The organism is Hyalangium sp. (assembly GCF_045802625.1).
Lineage (GTDB): Bacteria > Myxococcota > Myxococcia > Myxococcales > Myxococcaceae > Hyalangium.
Genome location: NZ_JBJMQP010000004.1, coordinates 34350 through 53683 on the forward strand (window position 1 = coordinate 34350; position 19334 = coordinate 53683).

At 68.6% G+C, this 19334-nt stretch carries 12 protein-coding genes; 7 read left to right on the forward strand and 5 right to left on the reverse strand.

Annotated elements, in window-relative coordinates:
* Nucleotides 1-7 precede the first annotated feature (7 nt).
* From hslU to ACJ8AT_RS00570, 3 genes are all read left to right on the forward strand, one after another.
* Nucleotides 8-1399 (forward strand): ATP-dependent protease ATPase subunit HslU, encoded by a 1392-nt coding sequence (hslU, locus tag ACJ8AT_RS00560; RefSeq protein WP_407735536.1) that lies wholly within the window; start codon nt 8-10, stop codon nt 1397-1399.
* Nucleotides 1400-1503: 104 nt separating this feature from the next.
* Nucleotides 1504-2730, forward strand: a complete 1227-nt coding sequence (locus tag ACJ8AT_RS00565) for an acetylornithine transaminase (RefSeq protein WP_407735563.1) — start codon at nt 1504-1506, stop codon at nt 2728-2730.
* Between the two features lie 10 nt (nt 2731-2740).
* Nucleotides 2741-3682, forward strand: coding sequence for a DnaJ domain-containing protein (locus ACJ8AT_RS00570; protein ID WP_407735537.1), 942 nt, complete (start codon nt 2741-2743; stop codon nt 3680-3682).
* A 112-nt stretch (nt 3683-3794) separates the two neighbouring features.
* Here ACJ8AT_RS00570 and ACJ8AT_RS00575 read toward each other — a convergent pair whose 3' ends face one another.
* The 5 genes from ACJ8AT_RS00575 to ACJ8AT_RS00595 all read right to left on the reverse strand — a co-directional run bounded on the left by ACJ8AT_RS00575 (nt 3795) and on the right by ACJ8AT_RS00595 (nt 14250).
* A complete protein-coding gene (locus ACJ8AT_RS00575) occupies nt 3795-10598 on the reverse strand; it encodes a myxosortase-dependent M36 family metallopeptidase (protein WP_407735538.1) in 6804 nt (2267 codons plus the stop codon).
* A 428-nt stretch (nt 10599-11026) separates the two neighbouring features.
* Nucleotides 11027-11962 carry a calcium-binding EGF-like domain-containing protein gene (locus ACJ8AT_RS00580; protein ID WP_407735539.1) on the reverse strand — a complete coding sequence of 312 codons (936 nt, stop codon included), beginning with the start codon at nt 11960-11962 and terminating at the stop codon, nt 11027-11029.
* The gene (locus ACJ8AT_RS00585; protein WP_407735540.1) at nt 11959-13140 is read right to left on the reverse strand and encodes an SDR family oxidoreductase; all 1182 of its coding nucleotides are present in this window, start codon (nt 13138-13140) and stop codon (nt 11959-11961) included. The genes ACJ8AT_RS00580 and ACJ8AT_RS00585 overlap by 4 nt, the downstream gene beginning before the upstream one ends.
* 23 nt (nt 13141-13163) lie before the next feature.
* Nucleotides 13164-13760: a dephospho-CoA kinase gene (gene coaE / locus ACJ8AT_RS00590; RefSeq protein ID WP_407735541.1), complete on the reverse strand. Its 597-nt coding sequence runs from the start codon at nt 13758-13760 to the stop codon at nt 13164-13166.
* Nucleotides 13761-13767: 7 nt separating this feature from the next.
* Nucleotides 13768-14250, reverse strand: a complete 483-nt coding sequence (locus ACJ8AT_RS00595) for a hypothetical protein (RefSeq protein WP_407735542.1) — start codon at nt 14248-14250, stop codon at nt 13768-13770.
* Between the two features lie 147 nt (nt 14251-14397).
* Here ACJ8AT_RS00595 and ACJ8AT_RS00600 point away from each other — a divergent pair, with 147 nt between their 5' ends.
* The 4 genes from ACJ8AT_RS00600 to ACJ8AT_RS00615 all read left to right on the forward strand — a co-directional run bounded on the left by ACJ8AT_RS00600 (nt 14398) and on the right by ACJ8AT_RS00615 (nt 19259).
* On the forward strand, nt 14398-14889 hold the full coding sequence (locus ACJ8AT_RS00600) for a multiheme c-type cytochrome (protein ID WP_407735543.1): 492 nt from the start codon (nt 14398-14400) through the stop codon (nt 14887-14889).
* Between the two features lie 4 nt (nt 14890-14893).
* Nucleotides 14894-15514, forward strand: coding sequence for a ribosome biogenesis GTP-binding protein YihA/YsxC (gene yihA, locus ACJ8AT_RS00605; protein WP_407735544.1), 621 nt, complete (start codon nt 14894-14896; stop codon nt 15512-15514).
* Nucleotides 15515-15598: 84 nt separating this feature from the next.
* Nucleotides 15599-17539, forward strand: coding sequence for a hypothetical protein (locus ACJ8AT_RS00610; protein WP_407735545.1), 1941 nt, complete (start codon nt 15599-15601; stop codon nt 17537-17539).
* Between the two features lie 58 nt (nt 17540-17597).
* Nucleotides 17598-19259, forward strand: a complete 1662-nt coding sequence (locus ACJ8AT_RS00615) for a DUF6178 family protein (RefSeq protein ID WP_407735546.1) — start codon at nt 17598-17600, stop codon at nt 19257-19259.
* Nucleotides 19260-19334: the final 75 nt, after the last annotated feature.

The window sequence follows — 19334 nt, forward strand, 5'->3', positions numbered from 1 at the left end:
CCCGCCCGTGGCCGAATCCCGAAAGATGCCCGCCTTCACTCCCCGCGAGGTGGTCAGCGAGCTGGACCGCTACATCGTCGGGCAGAACGCCGCCAAGCGTGCCGTGGCCATCGCCCTGCGCAACCGCTGGCGCCGCCAGCGCGTCTCGGACGAGCTGCGCGAGGAGATCCACCCCAAGAACATCATCATGATCGGCCCCACCGGCGTGGGGAAGACGGAGATCGCCCGCCGGCTGGCGAAGCTCGCCCAGGCGCCCTTCGTCAAGGTGGAGGCCTCCAAGTTCACCGAGGTCGGCTACGTGGGCCGCGACGTCGAGTCCATGGTGCGCGATCTCGTCGAGGCCGCCATCGCCCTGGTGCGCGAGGAGGAGACGGAGAAGGTGAAGCCTCGGGCCCTGGAGCTGGCCGAGGATCGGCTCATGGAGCTGCTCGCCGGCAGCGCGCCCAGGACTGCCTCCGCGCCGCCGTTCGGTTTTCAGCCGTCCTCGCCGCAGCCCGCCTCCCGGCTGGGAGACAGTGAGCGCGAGAAGCTCCGCGCCCAGCTCCGCGCGGGCACGCTCGATGACCAGCACGTCGAGGTGGAGACGTCCGACAGCAACCCCATGTTCCTGCGCAACTTCACGGGCCATGGGATGGAGGAGGTCGGCGTCAACCTGCAGGACCTCTTCAAGAACATGCCGGGCATGAACCGCACCAAGCGCCGCAAGGTGCGCGTGCCCGAGGCCCTCCAGCTCCTTCAGCAGGAGGAGGCCTCCAAGCTGGTGGACAACGATCGGGTGAACCGCGACGCGCTGGTCCGCGCCGAGTCCAGCGGCATCATCTTCATCGACGAGATCGACAAGATCGCCAGCCGCGAGGGTGGCAAGGGCCAAGGCCCGGACGTGTCTCGCGAGGGCGTCCAGCGCGACATCCTCCCCATCGTCGAGGGCTCCACCGTCAACACCAAGTACGGGCAGGTGAAGACGGACCACATGCTCTTCATCGCCGCGGGCGCCTTCCACGTCTCCAAGCCCAGCGATCTCATCCCCGAGCTCCAGGGCCGCTTCCCCATCCGCGTGGAGCTGGAGCCCCTGAGCGGCCAGGATCTGGTGCGCATCCTCAAGGAGCCCAAGAACTCGCTCATCCGCCAGTACACCGCGCTGCTGGCTACTGAGGGCGTGCAGCTCACCTTCACCGACGACTCGCTGGACGAGATCGCCCGCATCGCCCAGGTGGCCAACGATCGCACCCAGAACATCGGAGCCCGGCGGCTCCACACCGTCCTCGAGCGCCTGCTGGATGAGGTGTCCTTCACCGCCAGCGAGATGGGGCCCAAGACCCTGGGCATTGACGCCGCCTACGTCCGCGAGCGCCTGGGCGCCCTCGTTCAGGACGAGGATCTCTCTCGCTACATCTTGTAGCCTTCACCCCCGGGCTGCCTCGTTGGAGGCGGCCTCCGCGGCCTCGCGCCGCCCCACGAGAGGAACCTGCCGTGCCGACGCCTCCCACCACGCCCACGAGCTCCATCAAGGCCGAGTCCACTCCCGCAGCGCCTCGCACCCAGAACGAGGTGTGGATCGAGAAGGCCAAGGCCCACCTGCTGCAGAACTACAAGCAGCAGCCCATCGTCCTGGTGCGCGGCAAGGGCGTGCGCGTGTGGGACGCCGATGGCCGCGAGTATCTGGATCTGCTCGGTGGCATCGCCACGTGCGCGCTCGGCCACTGCCACCCGGAGGTCGTCGCCGCCGTGAAGGCTCAGGTGGACACGCTCTGGCATGTCTCCAACGTCTTCTACTCGGAGCCGTCCATCGAGCTGGCCGACCAGCTCGCCACGCTGTCCGGGCTGCCGCGCGCCTTCTTCTGCAACTCGGGCGCGGAGGCCAACGAGGCCCTCATCAAGCTGGCGCGCAAGGTGATGAAGGATCGCGGCACCCCCGAGCGCTTCGAGCTCATCTCCTTCCACAACTCGTTCCACGGCCGCACCCTGGCCACCGTCACCGCCACCGGCCAGCCCAAGTACCACAAGGGCTTCGAGCCGCTGCCCGCCGGTTTCGTCCACGTCCCCTACGGAGACCTGGAGGCCGTGCGCAAGGCCGTGGGCCCCAGCACCGCCGCCATCCTCGTGGAGCCCATCCAGGGCGAGGGTGGGGTGCGCACCGCGCCCCAGGGCTTCCTCAAGGCCCTGCGCGAGCTGTGCAATGAGCGCGGCCTGCTGCTGATGGTGGACGAGGTGCAGACGGGCCTCGGCCGCACCGGCAAGCCCTTCGCCTTCCAGCACGAGGGGATCCTCCCGGACGCCATCAGCGTGGCCAAGGCGCTCGGCAACGGCCTGCCCATTGGCGCCATGCTCTGCTCCGAGGAGGCCGGCAAGAGCCTCCCCACCGGCACGCACGGCTCCACCTTCGGCGGCAACCTGGTGGCCGCCACCGCCGCCAACGTGGTGCTCCGCTACATCCGCGATCCGCAGGTGCTGCGAGATGTCCAGGAGAAGGGCGAGTACTTCCTCGTCCGGGGCCGCGAGCTGCAGTCCCGGCTGCCCACGATCGTCAAGGACGTGCGCGGCCGCGGCCTGCTCATGGGCATCGAGCTGAACCAGGAGGCCGCGCCGGTCATCGCCCGCTGCCGCGAGCAGGGCCTGCTGGTGAATGCCGCTGGCGAGAAGACCGTGCGCTTCGCCCCGCCATACATCGTCACCCGCGAGGAGCTGGACGAGGGCCTGCGCATCCTAGAGCGCGTGCTCACCCCTGCCTGAAAGTGTCGCCATGCCTGAGTTGGTGGATCTCGATCCCGCTCGTCAGAAAGAGATCATCGATCTGGAGAAGGCCCAGGAGGGCAAGGACCACTTCGCCCTCCTGGGGCTGAAGCCCGGCGCCCCCGTCGAGGACGTGAAGCAGGCGTTCATCGAGGCGGCGCTGCGCTACCACCCCGATCGCTACTCGGGGATGAACCTGGGCAGCTTCCGGGCGCGCATCGAGCGCATCTTCCGCCGCATCTCGGAGGCGCACTCCGTCCTCTCCAATCCGGAGAAGCGCGAGGCCTACCTTCGCGCCAACCCTCGGCTGCGAGGCGGAGCCGCCTCGGTGGCCGCGCCGGTGCCCTCGGAGCCGGACGTGCCCATGGTGGGCGATGAGGAGCGCCGCGCCGAGCGTCAGGAGCGGCTCTCCCGCCACCCCTACCTGGCGCGCACCCACCGGCTCTCCGAGCTGATGACTCGCAGCAAGGCCGCCATCGCGCGCGGAGACTTCGAGAAGGCCTTCGCCGATCTGAACCAGCTCGCCAGCCTGGATCCGAAGAACCGCGAGGCCGCGGGGATGCTGGCCGATGTCCGCAAGAAGCATGACGAGCAGCGCTCCAAGGTGGAGCTGCAGCGAGGGTTCGAGCTGGAGAAGCAGCATGATCTCCCCAAGGCCCTGGAGTGCTACCGGAAGGCGTCCTCGCTGGATCCGCAGGGCTCCGAGGCGGCCTTCCGCGCCGCCAAGACGGCCAAGGCGCTCGGCTTGGAGTGGAACGAGGTGCGCGTCCACGCCCAGCGCGCCGTGGATGTGGCGCCGGACAACGTGGCCTACCGGATCCTGCTCGCCCAGGTGCTGCTCGAGGGCAAGGCCGGCAACCTGGCCAAGCGCCACCTCGAGGCCGTGCTCAAGCTGGATCCGAAGAACGCCGAGGCCACCGCGCTGCTGCGCAAGTCGCGCTGGCCCTTCTGAGGTGTCCCGGGCGGTGGTTCCGCGCCTGGCTCCCTCACGGCTGGAGTTCCCTGAAAAAGAAGAGGGGCGGCCCGGAGGCCGCCCCTCAGTCAGCTAAGCGCTGCCGCCCAGACTAGCGGAGCGCGAGGCGCCGACGGGACAGCGCCACGCCCGCCAGGAGCGCCAGCAGCATCGCGCCGCCGCCGCTGTTGCCGGTGGTGGTGCAGCCGCCGCCGCTGTTGCCCGTGTCCTTGGCCGGAGTCACCTCCACGTTCACCGTCTGCGAGGCAGTGGCGCCGTGGGTGTCGGTGACCGTGACCTTGAAGGCCAGCGTGACGTTGGACGTCGTGCTCGGCGCCTGGAAGGTGACGGTCGGCTCCGTAGCGGAGGAGAGCGACACCTCGGGGCCGTCCGTCTGCTCCCACTTGTAGGTCAGCTTCTCGCCGTCCGGATCCGTGGAGCCGAGCGCGTCGAGGGTGACCGTCTCGCCCGAGACGCCGCCAGCGACATGGCGGGCCTGGGCCGCGGGGGCCTTGTTGACGTTGAGCACCTTGACGCTGACGGTGACAGGCTCGGACGTGGCACCGTCCGTGTCCGTCACCACCAGGGTGAACGCCACCTGCGTGTCCTCGCGGACCTCCGGCGTGGTGAACTGGAGCTGGGCCGTGTCCTGGCCAGTCAGCTGCACCGCCGGGCCACCGGTCTGCACCCAGTGGTAGTTGATCGCGTCACCATCCGGATCCGAGCTCTGGGTCGCATCCAGGGTGACGGAGGTGTTCTCCGGCTGCTCCAGGGCGTTCGGGCCATGGCCCACCGGGTGGCGGTTGACCTTCTGCACGGTGATGTCCACCGTGTCCGTGGCCGTCTTGCCGTTGGCGGTGACGGTGAGCTGGAAGCGCAGCACCGTGGTGTCCTTCACGCTCGGGGCCTCGAAGGACGGAGTGGCCGAGGTGGCACCCACGAGGGTGACGTTCGGGCCGCTCAGCTGGCTCCAGGCGTAGGTGACCGCATCGCCGTCCGGATCGCTGCCAAAGCCCTGCAGCGTGACGGTCTCGCGAGCACCCACCGTACGGTCCGCACCCGCGTTGGCCACGGGAGCGTGGTCAATGTTGGCGCGCACCGTGACATCCACCGTGTCGGTGGCGGTCAGGCCGTTGGCGGTGACGGTGAGGGTGAAGTGCAGCACCGTGTCCGTCGTCACGGCCGGAGCCGTGAAGGACGCGTTGGCGGTGTTGGCGCCCGTCAGGGTGACGGCGGGCGTGCCCACCTGGGTCCAGGCGTAGGAGACCGCATCGCCGTCCACGTCGCTGCCGAAGCCGGAGAGGGTCACGGAAGCACCCACGGCCACGGACAGGTCCGCGCCCGCGTTGGCCACGGGAGCATGGTCCGCGCGCACCGTGACAGCCACCGTGTCGGTGGCGGTCAGGCCGTTGGCGGTGACGGTGAGCAGGAAGTGCAGCACCGCGTCCGTCTTCACATCCGGAGAGGTGAAGGTCGCGTTGGCGGTGTTGGCGCCGCTCAGGGTGACGGCGGGGCCGTCCACCTGGGTCCAGGCGTAGGTGATCGTGTCGCCATCCACGTCGCTGGCCGAGCCGAACAGGGTGACGCTCTTACGGCCATCCACCATCAGATCCGGGCCCGCGTTGACGGTGGGCGCGTGATCGATGTTGGCGCGCACGGTGACGTCCACCGTGTCAGTGGCGGTCTTGCCCTTGGCGGTGACGGTGAGGGTGAAGTGCAGCACCGTGTTCGCCGTCACGGCCGGAGCCGTGAAGGTCGGGTTGGCGGTGTTGGCACCCGTCAGGGTGACGGCGGGCGTACCCACCTGGGTCCAGGCGTAGGTGATCGCATCGCCATCGACGTCGCTGCCGAAGCCAGAGAGGGCCACAGTGGCACCGATAGCCACCGTCTGGTCCGCACCCGCGTTGGCCACAGGATCGTGGTCCACGGGAGCGCGCACGGTGACATCCACCGTGTCGGTGGTGGTCTTGCCGTTGGCGGTGACGGTGAGGGTGAAGTGCAGCACCGTGTCCGTCGTCACGGCCGGAGCCGTGAAGGACGCGTTGGCGGTGTTGGCGCCCGTCAGGGTGACGGCGGGCGTGCCCACCTGAGTCCAGGCGTAGGTGATCGCATCGCCATCGACGTCACTGCCGAAGCCGGAGAGAACCACAGTGGCACCGATAGCCACCGTCTGGTCCGCACCCGCGTTGGCCACGGGGGCGTGGTCCGCGCGCACCGTGACAGCCACCGTGTCCGAGGCGCTCAGGCCATCGGCGGTGACGGTGAGCTGGAAGTGCAGCACCGCATCCGCCGCCACGTCCGGAGAGACGAAGGTCGGGTTGGCGGTGTCGGCGCCGCTCAGGACGACCACGGGGCCGTCCACCTGGGTCCAGGCGTAGGTGATCGCGTCGTTCTCCGGGTCGCTGGCCGAGCCGTACAGGGTCACGGTCTTGCGCCCATCCACGAACAGATCCACACCCGCGTTGACGCTGGGGCCCTGGTCCGGGCGCACGGTGATGTCCACCGTGTCCGAGGCGCTGGCGCCCGTGGACGGAGTGACGGTGAGCTGGAAGTGCAGCACCGTCGCCGTCTTCACGTCCGGAGAGGTGAAGCGCGCCGTGTCGGTGTTGGCACCCACCAGGGTGACCGTCACGGGGTCACCCGCAACCTGGGTCCACGCGTAGGAGAGCGGGTCACCGTCCGGATCGCTGCCCGTGCCCGGCAGGGCGACGAGCGTGCGTCCATTCACCGTCTGATCCGCGCCCGCGTTGGCCGTGGGCAGCCGGTCCACGTTGGCCACCTTCAGGGACACCGTGGCCGGGGTGCTGTCCTGGTAGCCGTCATTGACCACGAGCGCGAACGTGAACGTCGTGTCCACGGACACCTCGGGCGTGGCGAAGGACGGCTTGGAGGCGGTGGTGCTGCTCAGCGTCACCGCCGGGCCGCCCACCTGCGTCCACGCGTAGGTGAGGGGCTCGCCGTCCGCGTCGTTCGAGCCGCTGCCGTCCAGAGTCGCCGTGCTGCGCTCCGGCACCGTCGCGGGCGCGGTGGCGACCGCCACCGGCGCGTGGTTGGTGTTCGGGACGATGATGATCGCCGTCTTCGGCTGGCTGTTCTCCACCCCGTCGTTCACGACGAGCTGGAACACGAAGCTGCTGTCGTACGGCACGTCCACCGTGAACGTCGGCGTGGGCGAGTGGATGTCAGACAGCACCACGGGGTCGCCCGCGGTCTGCGTCCACGTGTAGGTGAGCGGCTGCCCATCCGGATCGTAGCTCGCGGTGCCGTTGAGGGTGACGACCGTGTGGTTGCCGGCCGCGTCGTACTCGGGAACCGTGCGCGGCGACTGGCCCACGTCCGCGACCGGGCGGCGGTTGCAGACCGTGCCATCGCTGGTCTCGGGCACCAGGTTGCTGAACGGCGCCGGGGTGACGTTGGTGAACTGCACATCGTCCAGGTCGAAGCCATACGCGCCCGCGGAGCTGTCCGAGGCGATGCGGAAGCGCAGGCGGATGGGCAGACCATCCAGCAGCGTGCCGAAGTTGACGGTCTTCGCGCTCCAGCCGGGGAAGGCCGCGTTCTGGCCCACGAAGGCGGGACGATCCGACAGCGGGTTGTCACCCACCGCGAGGTAGTCGGTGTAGCCCGGGTTGATCCCCAGATCGTTGAACAAGTCGTACCAGGTGATGTCGTCGAGGCTGAGCTCCACCACGACGCCGTCGAACCAGGGCGCCGCCATGCCCGCGCCGCCCACGGCACTCTCGAGGGAGTGGCGGTACTTGAATGCCATGGTGGTGTTGCCCGACGGGTTCACCTGCATCCACGGGGTGGTGTAGACCACGTCCGAGATCGTGCCCAGATCCGGCACGTGGATGAAGCGGTTGGTCGTCCCGTTCGTGTTCAGCTCGGTCGCCGGCGTCCAGCCGGCCGTGCTGCCAATGAGCCCGGAGGTCCAGCTGGTCATCTGGGCATCGAACCGGTCGATGTTGGAGACACTCAGCGCCTCGTCATAGTGGACGCGGACGTCGTAGATCGCCGTCTTGGCCGAGTTGGGCAGCGTGGGCTCGTTGAACGTGATGGTCATGCCCGTGCCCGGCGTGGCGCCGGTGACCGCGAGCAGCTTGACCTGCACCGTGGCGGTGGCGGTGCCACCATTGGGGATGGCCGGGAAGGACAGGGTGTTGCCGTTGGGGAACTGCACCGTCGCGGTCAGGCCGCTGGCGGACACGGTGCCGGTGAAGGCCGACAGGTTACCCAGGCCGTTGTTGCGCACCTTCACGGTGAGCAGGCCCGTCTCGCCCACGTCCAGCACGCCGTCCTGGTCGCAGCCCACCACGCTGTCATCCAGCCGGATGCTGACGACCTCCAGGTTGTTGGCGTTGACGAAGCTCTCCACCACGCCCACGTGATCCACGGAGTCGCGGTTCGGGGCCTTGGCGCCAAAGCCCGCGCCGCGCTTGGCGAAGGCGTTGACGAAGCGGGTGTAGTCAGCCGGATCGCTGGCGGCCGCCGCGGCCAGCACCGCGTCACGCGCCTCCAGCAGGGTCGGCGCGTTCGGGGTCGCCTTGTAGGCGGCCAGCAGGTAGCTCTTCATGCGGTTCTGAGCTTCCTGGAACGGGTAGGCGTTGAGCAGGGAGGCGTAGCACTCCCACAACATGGTGGACCACACCTCGCCGCCGTTGTGGACCTCGGAGTTGCCCGTGCCGGTCTGGCCGAAGCTGATCGGAGCCGTGGCGGGCAGCGGGTTGCCGTTGGCGAAGTGCTTGAAGGTCAGCGGATCCCTCGTCAGGTCCGTCGAGTACGGGACGCGGCGGATACCGTAGTAGTAGCCGTTGTTGCCGCCGCCGCTCTCCACGTAGCCGGCCAGCGCGTAGACGCCCTGGAACAGGTTGTTGCCCGGCTTGGTGCGATCCTCGTCCTTCACCACCATCAGCATGGCGTGGAAGTCCGCCCAGCCCTCGCCCATGGACCGGCCCTGGTTGTTCGTCAGGCCGTTGGAGTTACCGATGAGGCGGTTGCTGATGTAGTGGCCCCACTCGTGCGCCACGATGGTGTTGTCGATGGTGCCGTCGCGGTCCAGGTCCGCGGTCTTCTTCATGTTCGCCGTGATGGTGGTGCCGTTGTTCTTCACCTCCGCCTTCCACGCGTTGCCCAGCTCCTGGGTGATGGACAGCGTGGGCACGGTGATGGTCGCGTCCGTGCCACCCAGGCCCGGCGCGGGCTGGTTGGCCGCGTTGTTGGCGATGATCACCGCGGCGGCGCCCGCGTCCTGCGCGTTCTTCGCCTTGACGACGAAGGTGCAGGTGCCGCGGTCGATGAGCGCGATCTTCCCGGTGAACGTCCCCGGCGCGAACGCGGCGCAGCCGTCCGTGATGCCCGAGGTGTTGAGGATCGACACGGGCCCGGTGACGTCGAACACCGTGGCGCCGAACGAGGCGCTCCCCGCTTCCTTGTTGCCCGCCTGGCTGGCCGGCGACAGCACCGTCAGCGCCGGCACGCCGTCGAAGACGTACATCTGCATGCGCGGCCGCGAACCGTCGGCCGGGGTGGACATGTTGGCGTTGTTGCGGCCGCTGTAGTCCTGGGCCTCGGCCTTGATGCTGTCGTTATCCAGACCGCCTCGGCCGTAGTTGTTCGCCTGGGCGTTGCCGGAGATCTCGTCGAAGCCGAAGTCGTAGTACCAGTCGTGCAGGAAGTTGTTCAGGTAGAACAGGTGGACGATCGCCGCCTTGCGCTGGTTGAGGCTGGTGCTCGGCGACTTGGTCACGTCATACGTGTAGTCGAACGCTCCCGGCGCGGTGTTGCCCGGGCGCAGGTCCGACTCCGGCTGGTAGCCGTCCGGGGCTCCCAGGTCCGCGTACGCGTCCACGTTGTTGCCCGTGGTCTTCGTGGCGTTGGGCGGCAGCCACGGATCATTGCGGCTGAACGGGACGTTCTGCAGGGTGAGCAGGTTGGCCGGGAGGAACGGTGCCTGGTAGTGGTCCGGCACGCCCGTGGGGTGGGGGCTGGCATCCGTACCCTGCGGACCGTCGAAGGGGATGTACGAGGCGGTGTCGGCCCACACGCGGTAGCTGTACGAGTCCTCCGCGGTCAGGTTGTTGCGGAACAGCAGCGAGCCGTCCGTGGCGGACACGACGAAGGAGTAGTAGTCCGAGTCCTTGGTGCTCTTGGTGCCGACGGCGAGCTCCACGTAGTACGCGGGCTGCAGGCCGCCAGGCAGGGTGAAGTAGACCTTCTTGGCGCGGGCCGGAGCGGCCATCGTGTGGGGCAGCACGGCGCTGACGCCCGGAGCGAAGTCGAACTGGGTGTAGTCGCCCTGGGTGCCGGTGGCCGCCAGCGAGCGGCCGCTGATGGCGGTGTCCGTCAGATCCTTGAAGGCGCGAGCGATGGCGTCCGCGGGGCTCAGCTGGAAGTCCGTGCTCACGGTGCTCAGGCGCGCGGCCACCGCCTCATGCGGCGTCAGGTAGCCGGTGATGGCCACCAGGTTGTTCTCGCGGTCCATGACCACGTTGACGCCGCTGCGGAATACCTCCACGCCGCCGACCTTCTGGCCAAAGCGGGCGATCACCGGCCCGAACTGCGTCTGGTGGACCGACTGCAGGCTGGCGCTGGAGACGTCATCGGTGGTCAGCCGGTAGATGTCCGCGAACTTCTGCAGGTGCGTGCGCGCGGCCTGCTCCGGGCGCTGAGTGGCCAGGGCGTTGGTGCGCTCCGTGTCGTGCCGGTCGTTCCACAGGACCGTGGGCAGACCAAGCCGCTCTTCGACTTGATCGACTCGAACGCCGCGAGACTGGAGCGACGCCTCGTCAGCAGCCAGGCTCTTGGCTTCGTGGTTCACGAGGAACGCGTCGAAATTGACGTGATCCTTCGCCCAGGCGCTGGTGCCGGCGAGAGGCACCAACAACAGACTGGTCAACAGTTTGTCCTTCAAGCGCATGCGTCTTCCTTCTTCTGGGGAACTGCTCGTAAAGGGACAGCGGACAGCAACAGCACTCGGAGGCTCACCGCGGCGCGGAGAGGGCTCCTAGGGGTTCCAGGCTGAGTGGTGACAGCCCGGGAGGGCGGACGACGGGCGCTCCACGGAGGGGAGGCGCGGTCGATACACGAGGAGGGCAGCGGGGCGGCGCGGCAGAGGCCTCAAGGGCCGGCTGTCAACGGTTTCCGGCAAACGCTGTGCTCCCGACATCGAAGCCCGAGGGGTCTGTTGACTACCCTGAGTTCGAAGGCGGGCGCATGCTAACCAGGAGACTGTGGGATGAAAAGGCCCCCCATCACTTTCGAGTGAAGCCGTCAAGCCATAAAAGAAAGCCAGCTTCGCTTAGCGGGTAATTCAAGTGGAGGGGAGGCCCGGAGCGCCCGAGCGCCTCAGTTCACGAGGAGGTTGAAGGCGTAGCCGCCTGGGCCGCTGAGGCTCTGGGGTGGATCCAGGACGATGAAGAACGTGTCGTTGGCCGGCGCGAAGAAGCTGACGCTGGGGCTCTGCGCGGTGACGAGCGGCTGGTGGAGGTTGGAGCTGGCGAAGACGGCCACCGGAGGCACGGTCTGGTTGGGATCGAAGTTGAGGCGGTAGGTGTGCCCCGCGCTGCCGGAGAAGCTGAACCAGTCCTCGTCCCCGGGGTACTCGAAGCGGCCGGAGAAGCTGCTCGGGGTGGAGGTGGTGATGGAATCCGGGGAGATATGGGTGGTGTCGTCGGGGGAGTCGCCGTGGTCCTCCGTCCCCAGGGAGTTGAACGCGAGCGTGTAGCTGCCGGTGGCCACGGAGGGATCCACGGGCGAGTGGCTGACGCGGGCGAAGTGGGAAGAGGTGACGCGCGCCTTGAAGTAGAGCGTCACGTGGCCGGGGGCCTCGGCGGAGGTGAGCCACGCGCCGCCCTGGTCGAACACGTCCAGGCGGGGCATCAGCGCGCCGTCTGCCTTCACGGTGAGCGAGTAGACGTTGCGAGCCGTGGCGTTGAACTGGAAGAAGTCGTAGTCGCCGATGGGCTCGATCGTCTGCTGAACCTGCGGCCCGCCGCTGGAGAGCGGGTGGGCGCGGGCCTGGCAGTCGTCGGGCTCGGAGAGATCTCCGGCGTGCTCGGCGCAGTTGCTGGGGCCCACGGCCTCGCAGGCGCCGCTGGGGCGCGCGATGAAGCCCGTGTCGCACAGGCAGCGCGCCTCGCCGGCCTCTTCAATGCAGACGCCGCGGTTGGCTTCGGTGCAGGGGTTGGGATCGCACGAGGAGGTGTCGGTGGTGTTCACGACACAGGCGGTGGCGTGCAGCGCCGCCACCAGGAGGAGGGCAGAGGAGAGGGGGCGAGTCATGGCTGGCGGGAAGGGCGGGGGGCAGGCGAGTCCTCGTCCGCGCCGGAAGGCGGAGCGTGATCGAGGGGATCCTCCACCTCGAGGCTCTCGCGGCGCTTGCGGTACTGCTCTCGCACGTAGGCGACGAGCTGATCCAGGTACGAGGCCAGGGGCGGGCAGCGGATGCCGGTGCCGTCCAGCAGCTCCAGCGTGTTGTGGCAGTTGTAGATGGCCAGGTGGTTCACGTAGCTGATGGCGGCGCGCTGGGGCCGGGCGAGCTTCTCCAGCACCGGCAGGCGCAACATGACATCCGCCGCTCGCGCCGAGAGGTTGAAGCGCGGCAGCTTCCGGTTGGCCTTCTCCGCGATGAGCTCGTACACGCGGCGGGCGCTCATGGGGTTGGGGTCCACCAGGTGGAAGGTACGGCCCACGCCGCGCGGATCGTGGGACAGGTGCCACACGGCGGACACCACGAAGTCCACCGGCACCACGTTGAGGGGCGCCACTCCGTTACCGGGCAGGGGCAGCGGCACCACCATGGGTGAGGTCACCAGGAGGATGCCCAGGTAGTAGGGGCCCTCGAAGCGATCAATCTCCCCAGTGCGCGAGTCCCCCACCACCGAGCACGGCCGGTAGATGGTGACGGGCATGTTGGCCGAGGCGCGCTGGACGATCTTCTCGGCCTGGAACTTCGTCTCTTCGTAGGGGTTGCGGAACGTCTGGCCGCGATCCAGCTCGTCCTCGGCGATGACGCCCAGCCGGTCGCCCGACACGTAGCACGAGGAGAAGTAGTTGAAGCGCCGCAGGTGCTCGCAGTCGCGCGCCAGCTCCAGCATGTTGCGCGTGCCGTCCACGTTCACCCGCCACGCCGTCTCCTTGGGCGCGCTCAGGGTGGAGATGGCCGCCAGGTGGAAGATGTCCGTCACCTTCTCGCACAGGCGCTGGTACTCCTCGCCGGACAGGCCCAGGTGCATGTCCACCACGTCCCCGGTGAGCAGCTCCAGTTTGGCGCCCTCCACGCGGGCCGCGTGCTGCTGCGCCTCCTTGAGCATCTTCGGCTGCACCAGGGCGAAGATGTGGCCCTGGGGATCCTCGCGGGCGATGTGCTCCACCAGCCGCTTGCCGATGAACCCCGGGTAGCCGGTGACGAAGTACGTCCCGGGGCCGGAGCCCTCTGCCTTCTTCCGTGTCTTGCTCATCGGCGGCGCAGCATACTCGGCGCTCAGCCGCGTGCGAGCATGGCCCGCCACACCTGCTCCACCTGGGCTCGCGTGGAAGCCAGCTCTCCCGAGTTGTCCACGATCCAGGTGGCGTGCTGGCGCTTCTCGTCCAGCGGCAGTTGCGCAGCCAGCCGAGCCTCCGCCGCCGCCTCGTCCAGCCCATCCCGGGTCATCAGCCGCGCCTTCTGCAGCGCGCGGGGCGTCCAGACCAGCACCACCCCGTCCATGCCGGCCTGCAGCCCGTTCTCAATCAGCAGCGGCACGTCATAGACGGCGCGCTCCACGCCCTGGGCCTCCAGCGCCTGGAGCTTCTCGAGGAACGCCTTTCCCACGAGGGGATGGATGATGGCGTTGAGGGCGGCGCGCTCGGTGGCATCGCCGAAGACGCGCGCTCCCAGCTTCGCCCGATCGAGGCGGCCATCCGCAGTGAGCACGTTCGGGAAGCGGGCCGCCACCGCCGCCAGCCCCGGAGTGCCGGGCTCCACCACCTCGCGGGCGATGACGTCCGCGTCCAGCACGGGCGCGCCCAGCTCCCGGAGGATCCGGCTCACGGTGCTCTTGCCGGAGGCGATCCCGCCGGTCAGCCCGTAGATGCGCAAGGCGGGCCTACTTGGTGCCCTTGCCCGGCGCGGTGGTGACGGGGGTGAAGATGAAGGAGTGCACCGTCTTGCCGTCCTCCTTGAAGAAGATGGCCAGGCCCAGCTTGTTGTACTGGTAGTAGGTGCGGAAGTCGTCCGTCACCTTCTTCACGAAGCACGGGGAGGCGGGGGCCGGGCCGTTGGGGCAGGCCGGGCCGTAGCTGCCCTCGATGGTCTCCTTGTCGATCACCGGCCCGGGGAAGACGTCGATGCGCTCGACGATCTTGGTCGTCTTGTCCACCTTGAACTGGGCCTCGGTGGTGCCCTTGATGGCCTCCTTGCCCAGGTAGGCGATGATCTCCTTGTTGTCATTGGTGACCACGCGGGAGGGCTCGCCGAACTTCTGGGTGACCTCATCCCGCTTGGAGACTCCGGGCTCGATGCCCTGCCAGGGCTTGGCCATGGCGGGCACGGCGGCGATGAGCACGGCGACGACAGCAAGGGTACGCATCACGGGTTCTCCTGAGCTGTTCGAGCTGACTGCCTCACTAACCAATCCCCCAGGCAGGGCTCAAGGTACAGCATATAGAACGCTGCGCTTCTACAGGCATTCAAGATGCCTTGCCCCCTTGGGGGTGCTCTGCTAGGTCCGGCCCTGATGCGCACATCCGGCTTCTGGATCCTGCCCCTGCTCCTGCTCGTGTCCGTCGCGGCCGGGGCGGCTGACTTCGTCGGCCCGGAGAGCTGCAAGGGGTGCCACCCCGCGGCCTACTCGGCCTGGCAGCTGTCCAAGCACGCCCGCGCCACCGACTCGCTCGCCGAGACCCAGAAGAAGGATGCGCGGTGCCTGTCCTGCCACGCCCCGGACCAGTCCCAGGGGGGGAGCAACATCTCCTGCGAGACGTGCCACGGGGGCGGCCAGTACTACGCGCCCGCCTATGTCATGAAGGACCCGGAGCTGTCCCGGCTGGTGGGGCTGGTGGACCCGTCCGAGAAGCTGTGCCGCACCTGCCACGACGCCTCCTCTCCCTCCCTGCGCCCGTTCAACTTCGTGGAGTCGCTCAAGGCCATCGACCACTGGTCCGCCGAGCGCGCGAAGAAGTCCGCTCGCGCCGAGACGACCCCTACGCCCGCCCCGGCGAAGAAGTAAGCGCGTGATCAAGCTCATCGACGCCCAGTTCGTCGTCACGGCCGTAGAGCTCAAGGGCCTGCCCACCGACCATGCCGCCGAGGTGGCCTTCGTGGGCCGCTCCAACGTGGGCAAGTCCTCCATGATCAACGCCCTCACCGGGCGCAAGAAGCTGGTGCGTGTCTCCAACACACCGGGGCGCACACGCACGCTCAACTTCTTCGACGTGGAGCTGGAGCGCGACGGGGTGCGCCACCGGGTGCGGCTGGCGGACCTGCCGGGCTACGGCTTCGCCAAGGCCAGCAAGACCGAGCGCGCCCAGTGGGAGAAGATGATCACCTCCTACCTCGAGAACCGGCACCGGCTGGAGATCGTGGTGAGCATCATCGACGCGGAGGTGGGGCCTACGCCCGAGGATCTCCTCACGCTCGACTACTTGCAGAGCAAGAGCCGGCGCATCCTCGTGGTGGCCACGAAGATCGATCGGCTGCCCAAGGCCCGCCGCAAGCCCCGCTTGCAGGCACTCGCGCAGCAGCTCTCCCTGCCACGCGAGGCAGTCATTCAGTTCTCCTCCACCGATAAGATCGGCGTGGACGAGGTGTGGGAGGCGCTGCTCGGGGTCGTTGGCAGTGCAACCAGGGTTTGAGTTGACCCTCTGACCCCTTCCACTGTTTCCTGGCTTTAATGAGGGTTGATTCGCCCCGGGGCTCCGGGTGCGGGAGGCATCGGTATGCGTCAGTACTTCATCTTCGTGGCCTTCGCCGCGGCCGTGATCAGCGGCTGCAAGTGCGCCGATCCGCCGGACGTGAAGCCCCCGTATGACGTGGGTGAGACCAGCACGGATGGCGGCGGCCGGGATGGGGGTGGGGGCGGCGGTGGCGGTGGCGGTGGCAAAGATGGCGGCCTTCCCTACGATCCCGATGCGGGGACCACGCTGCCCGGGCGCCCGGACGCGGGCTTCAACCTCGATGGTGGCACCACGGACCTGTCTGGCGACAACGTGCAGCTCGACAGCGAGGGCAACATCGTGCTCGGCGGTGGCTCGACGGAGCTGGCCTTCGCGTGGATCGCCAACAACGATCAGAACACGGTGTCCAAGTTCGACACGCGCACGGGCAAGGAGGTGGCGCGCTACCACGCGGTCATCCCCATCGACGGGCGCACCAAGCCGGACGGCACCATCGGCTTCCCCAACGGCCTGCGCGGCAATGACGGCAACAACCCGAGCCGCACCGCGGTGGATCTCTTCGGAGATGTGTGGGTGGCCAACCGTGCCGCGAACACGCAGGGCTCGGTGACCAAGATCGCCAACGACAAGCGGGACTGCATCGACCGCAACCACAATGGCGTGATCGACACGAGCCAGGACAAGAACGGCGACGGCGCCATCAGCCTCAACCCGGCGGACGGGGAGATGATCATCCCGAGCTCGACGGGCTGGGATGATCCGGCCCAGTACGACGAGTGCATCCTCTTCAGCACGCCAGTGGGGCCGCCGGGTAACGGGACGATCAAGGCGCGCGCCATGGCCATCTCGGCGGGCATCGAGGGCAGCTCCGGTGACGTGTGGGTGGGCGTCCACAACGAGAACTCGATCATCAAGCTGGATCCCGCCACCGGGCAGCAGGTGCCGGTGAACGGCGCCGGGTCGCTGAAGATCACCCTGCAGTGGGGCCCGTACGGCGCGGCCATCGACAGCCAGCAGCGCCTGTGGGTGGTGTCCTCCGCGCTGAGCCCGGCACGCCTGGCGCTGATCGACACGGCCACGGGCGCGCTCGTGCTGGGCAACATCACGCCGCCGTTCAGCCCCTCGGGCAACTACGGCATCGGCGTGGACGGCAAGGACCGGGTGTGGCTGGCGGGCTGGAGCGCCGGCGCGAAGGCCTTCCGGTACGCCCACCCGCGAGGCGTGGGCACCACGGTGGGCCAGTGGGACCAGTTCGACTTCTCCACCGCCGTGAGCCAGATCAACACGAAGATCGGCCGCCCGCGCGGCATCGCCGCGGATGACCAGGGCTACGTGTGGATGAGCTCGGACCTGAACTCTCTCAGCCAGAACGCCTCGCAGCTCATCGCCTTCAACGGTGAAGACGGCACCATCAAGAAGTTCAACACCCCGGACGCGGGCGTGGTGGACTTCATCGACGCGACGAACAGCCTGACGAACCAGGCCATCGGCGTGGGGCTCGACACGGACGGCAACCCGTGGGTGAACAACCGCTCCGGCAACGCCATGCGCATCAGCCGCGACACCGGCGACATCCTCCGCACCAAGCAGCAGGGCTCGGGCCTCTATACGTACTCGGACTTCACCGGCTACCAGCTGCGCAACTTCACCGCGCCGCTGGGCTCCTTCCGGAAGATCTTCACCGCGCCCGAGTGCGGCCTGGACACCGTCTGGCGCTACCTGGTGTGGGACGCGACCGTCCCGCCCAAGACGTCCATCCAGGCCTTCGTCACGGTGGCCAACGATCAGAGCGAGCTGAGCAACACGACGCTGCGCAAGGGGCCGTTCACCACCTCGCCGGCGGACCTGCGCGCCGCGGGCGTGCCCAAGGGCCGCTACCTCAAGGTCGAGTTCGTCCTCCGGTCCGATGATCGACAGAGCCAGCAATCGCCCAAGCTCAAGTCGTTCAACGTCAACTACGAGTGCGACGTCGTCTTCCAGTAGCGAGCGCTCCCGCCGCGATCCCCTCCCCGCTCGGGAGGGGCTGTGGTAGGCACGCGCCGTGCCTGAGAACAGCAAGGGAAATGGCAAGGACGCGCAGCTGGCTCGCCAGCAGCTGCGCCGGCAGCTCTCCCAGCTTCCGCCTCGGAAGCGGATGGACGCCCTGATCGAGTCCTCCGACGCACGCGCCGTGGTGCGCTCGCTGTCCGCGGAGGAGCTCTACTCGACGATCCAGGAGGTGGGGCTGGTGGACTCCACCGAGCTTGTCCAGCTCGCCTCGCCCACCCAGTTCCGCGCCTTCGTGGACCTGGGCGCCTGGAAGCGGGATCGGATCGATTCGCACTCGGTGCTGACGTGGCTGCGCGCCGCTCGCGGGGACGAGCCCGAGGAGTTCCTCCGCAAGCTGCACGGCATGGATCTCGAGGTGCTCGAGGTTCTGCTGCGCGAGTTCACCGCGATGCACGATCTGGAGGAGAACCCGGACGTCAACCCGGAAGGGGTGACGCTGGAGACGCCCGAGGGCCGCTACCTGATCGAGCTCAAGGTGGAGGGCGTGGAGCAGGCCGCGCTCCGAGCGATCCTCAATGATCTGATCGCCGAGAACCCCTTCGAGGCGGTGCGGCTGATGGAGGCCACGCGCTGGGAGGTCCCCAGCGAGCTGGAGGAGACGGCCTACCGCTTCCGCACCTCCCGGTTGCAGGATCTAGGCTTCCCCACGCTCGAGAACGCGATGCGGATCTTCAGCCGCGTGGACACCGGGCCCGCGCCGGCTCGGAGCGCGCAGACGGCGCTCGCGACTGCTCAGGGGCACGTGGACTACCTGGACGCGGCCCTTCGCGGGCTGTCCGACGTGGAGCGCGAGAACCTCGAGGACGAGCTGCGCGGAGTGGCCAACGCCGCCCTGGTGGCCGAGCTGGCGGACCCCGGAGATCTGGAGGCCGTGCGCCGCGTGGGAGAGATGGTGCGCGACTACCTGTCGCTGGGGTTGGAGCACCTCACGGGCAGCGAGCCGGCGCGAGCCGCGGAGGTGGTGCGGGAGACCCGGCTGGAGCGCGTCTTCCAGGTGGGCTTCTCGCTGACCCTGGCGCTGAAGTACCGGGCGGATCGGCTGGTGAAGGCGCCGATGGCCCGGCTGGACGACACGTTGTTGGTGTTCCCGGAGGAGGCCGCCGCCATCGAGGCCCTGCGCCTCAAGCGCCCCCGCCGCGCGATGCGGGTGCCGGGGGCGGAGCCGATGCCGTTCCGCTCGTTGAGGGAGATCGCCGCCAGCGAGGCGCTGCTGGAGCGAGCCGCGAGGCAACTGGAGATGTTCCGGGGGCTGCTGGGCGGCACGGAGGCGGCGGCGCGCGAGCTGCTGGCCCGCTTCGGTGTGGCGCTGTCGGTGCTCGGAGTGGAGCGGCTCTTCACCGCCGCCGTGGCCATGGCGGTGCTCGAGGGCCGGGTGGATCCGCGGCCTGTGCCCCTGGGGCGCACCGTGGAGCTGTGTGAGCGGCTCTTCGAGTGCCCCGCCCAGGCCCCACGCCTGCGCCCCAGCGCCGCCGAGCGCGCCCGTGCCGCGCTGGAGCCTGCGGTGGCCTCCGAGTCCCGGCCCGAGCTGCGTCGGCTGGTGGACATCACCCTGGAGCGGATGCTCGGGGAGCTGGCCGCGCCCTATCTCCAGGAGGGCAGGTTGGATCCCACCCTGTCTGTGGTCCTTCCAATGGAGGGCACTCCGACGCCGTAATTCTTTCAGCCGTGCTTGCTTGCAGTGCCCGGTTTCCATCGCAAGGGTCTGGATCCACGGGCCTTTGCGGCGCTC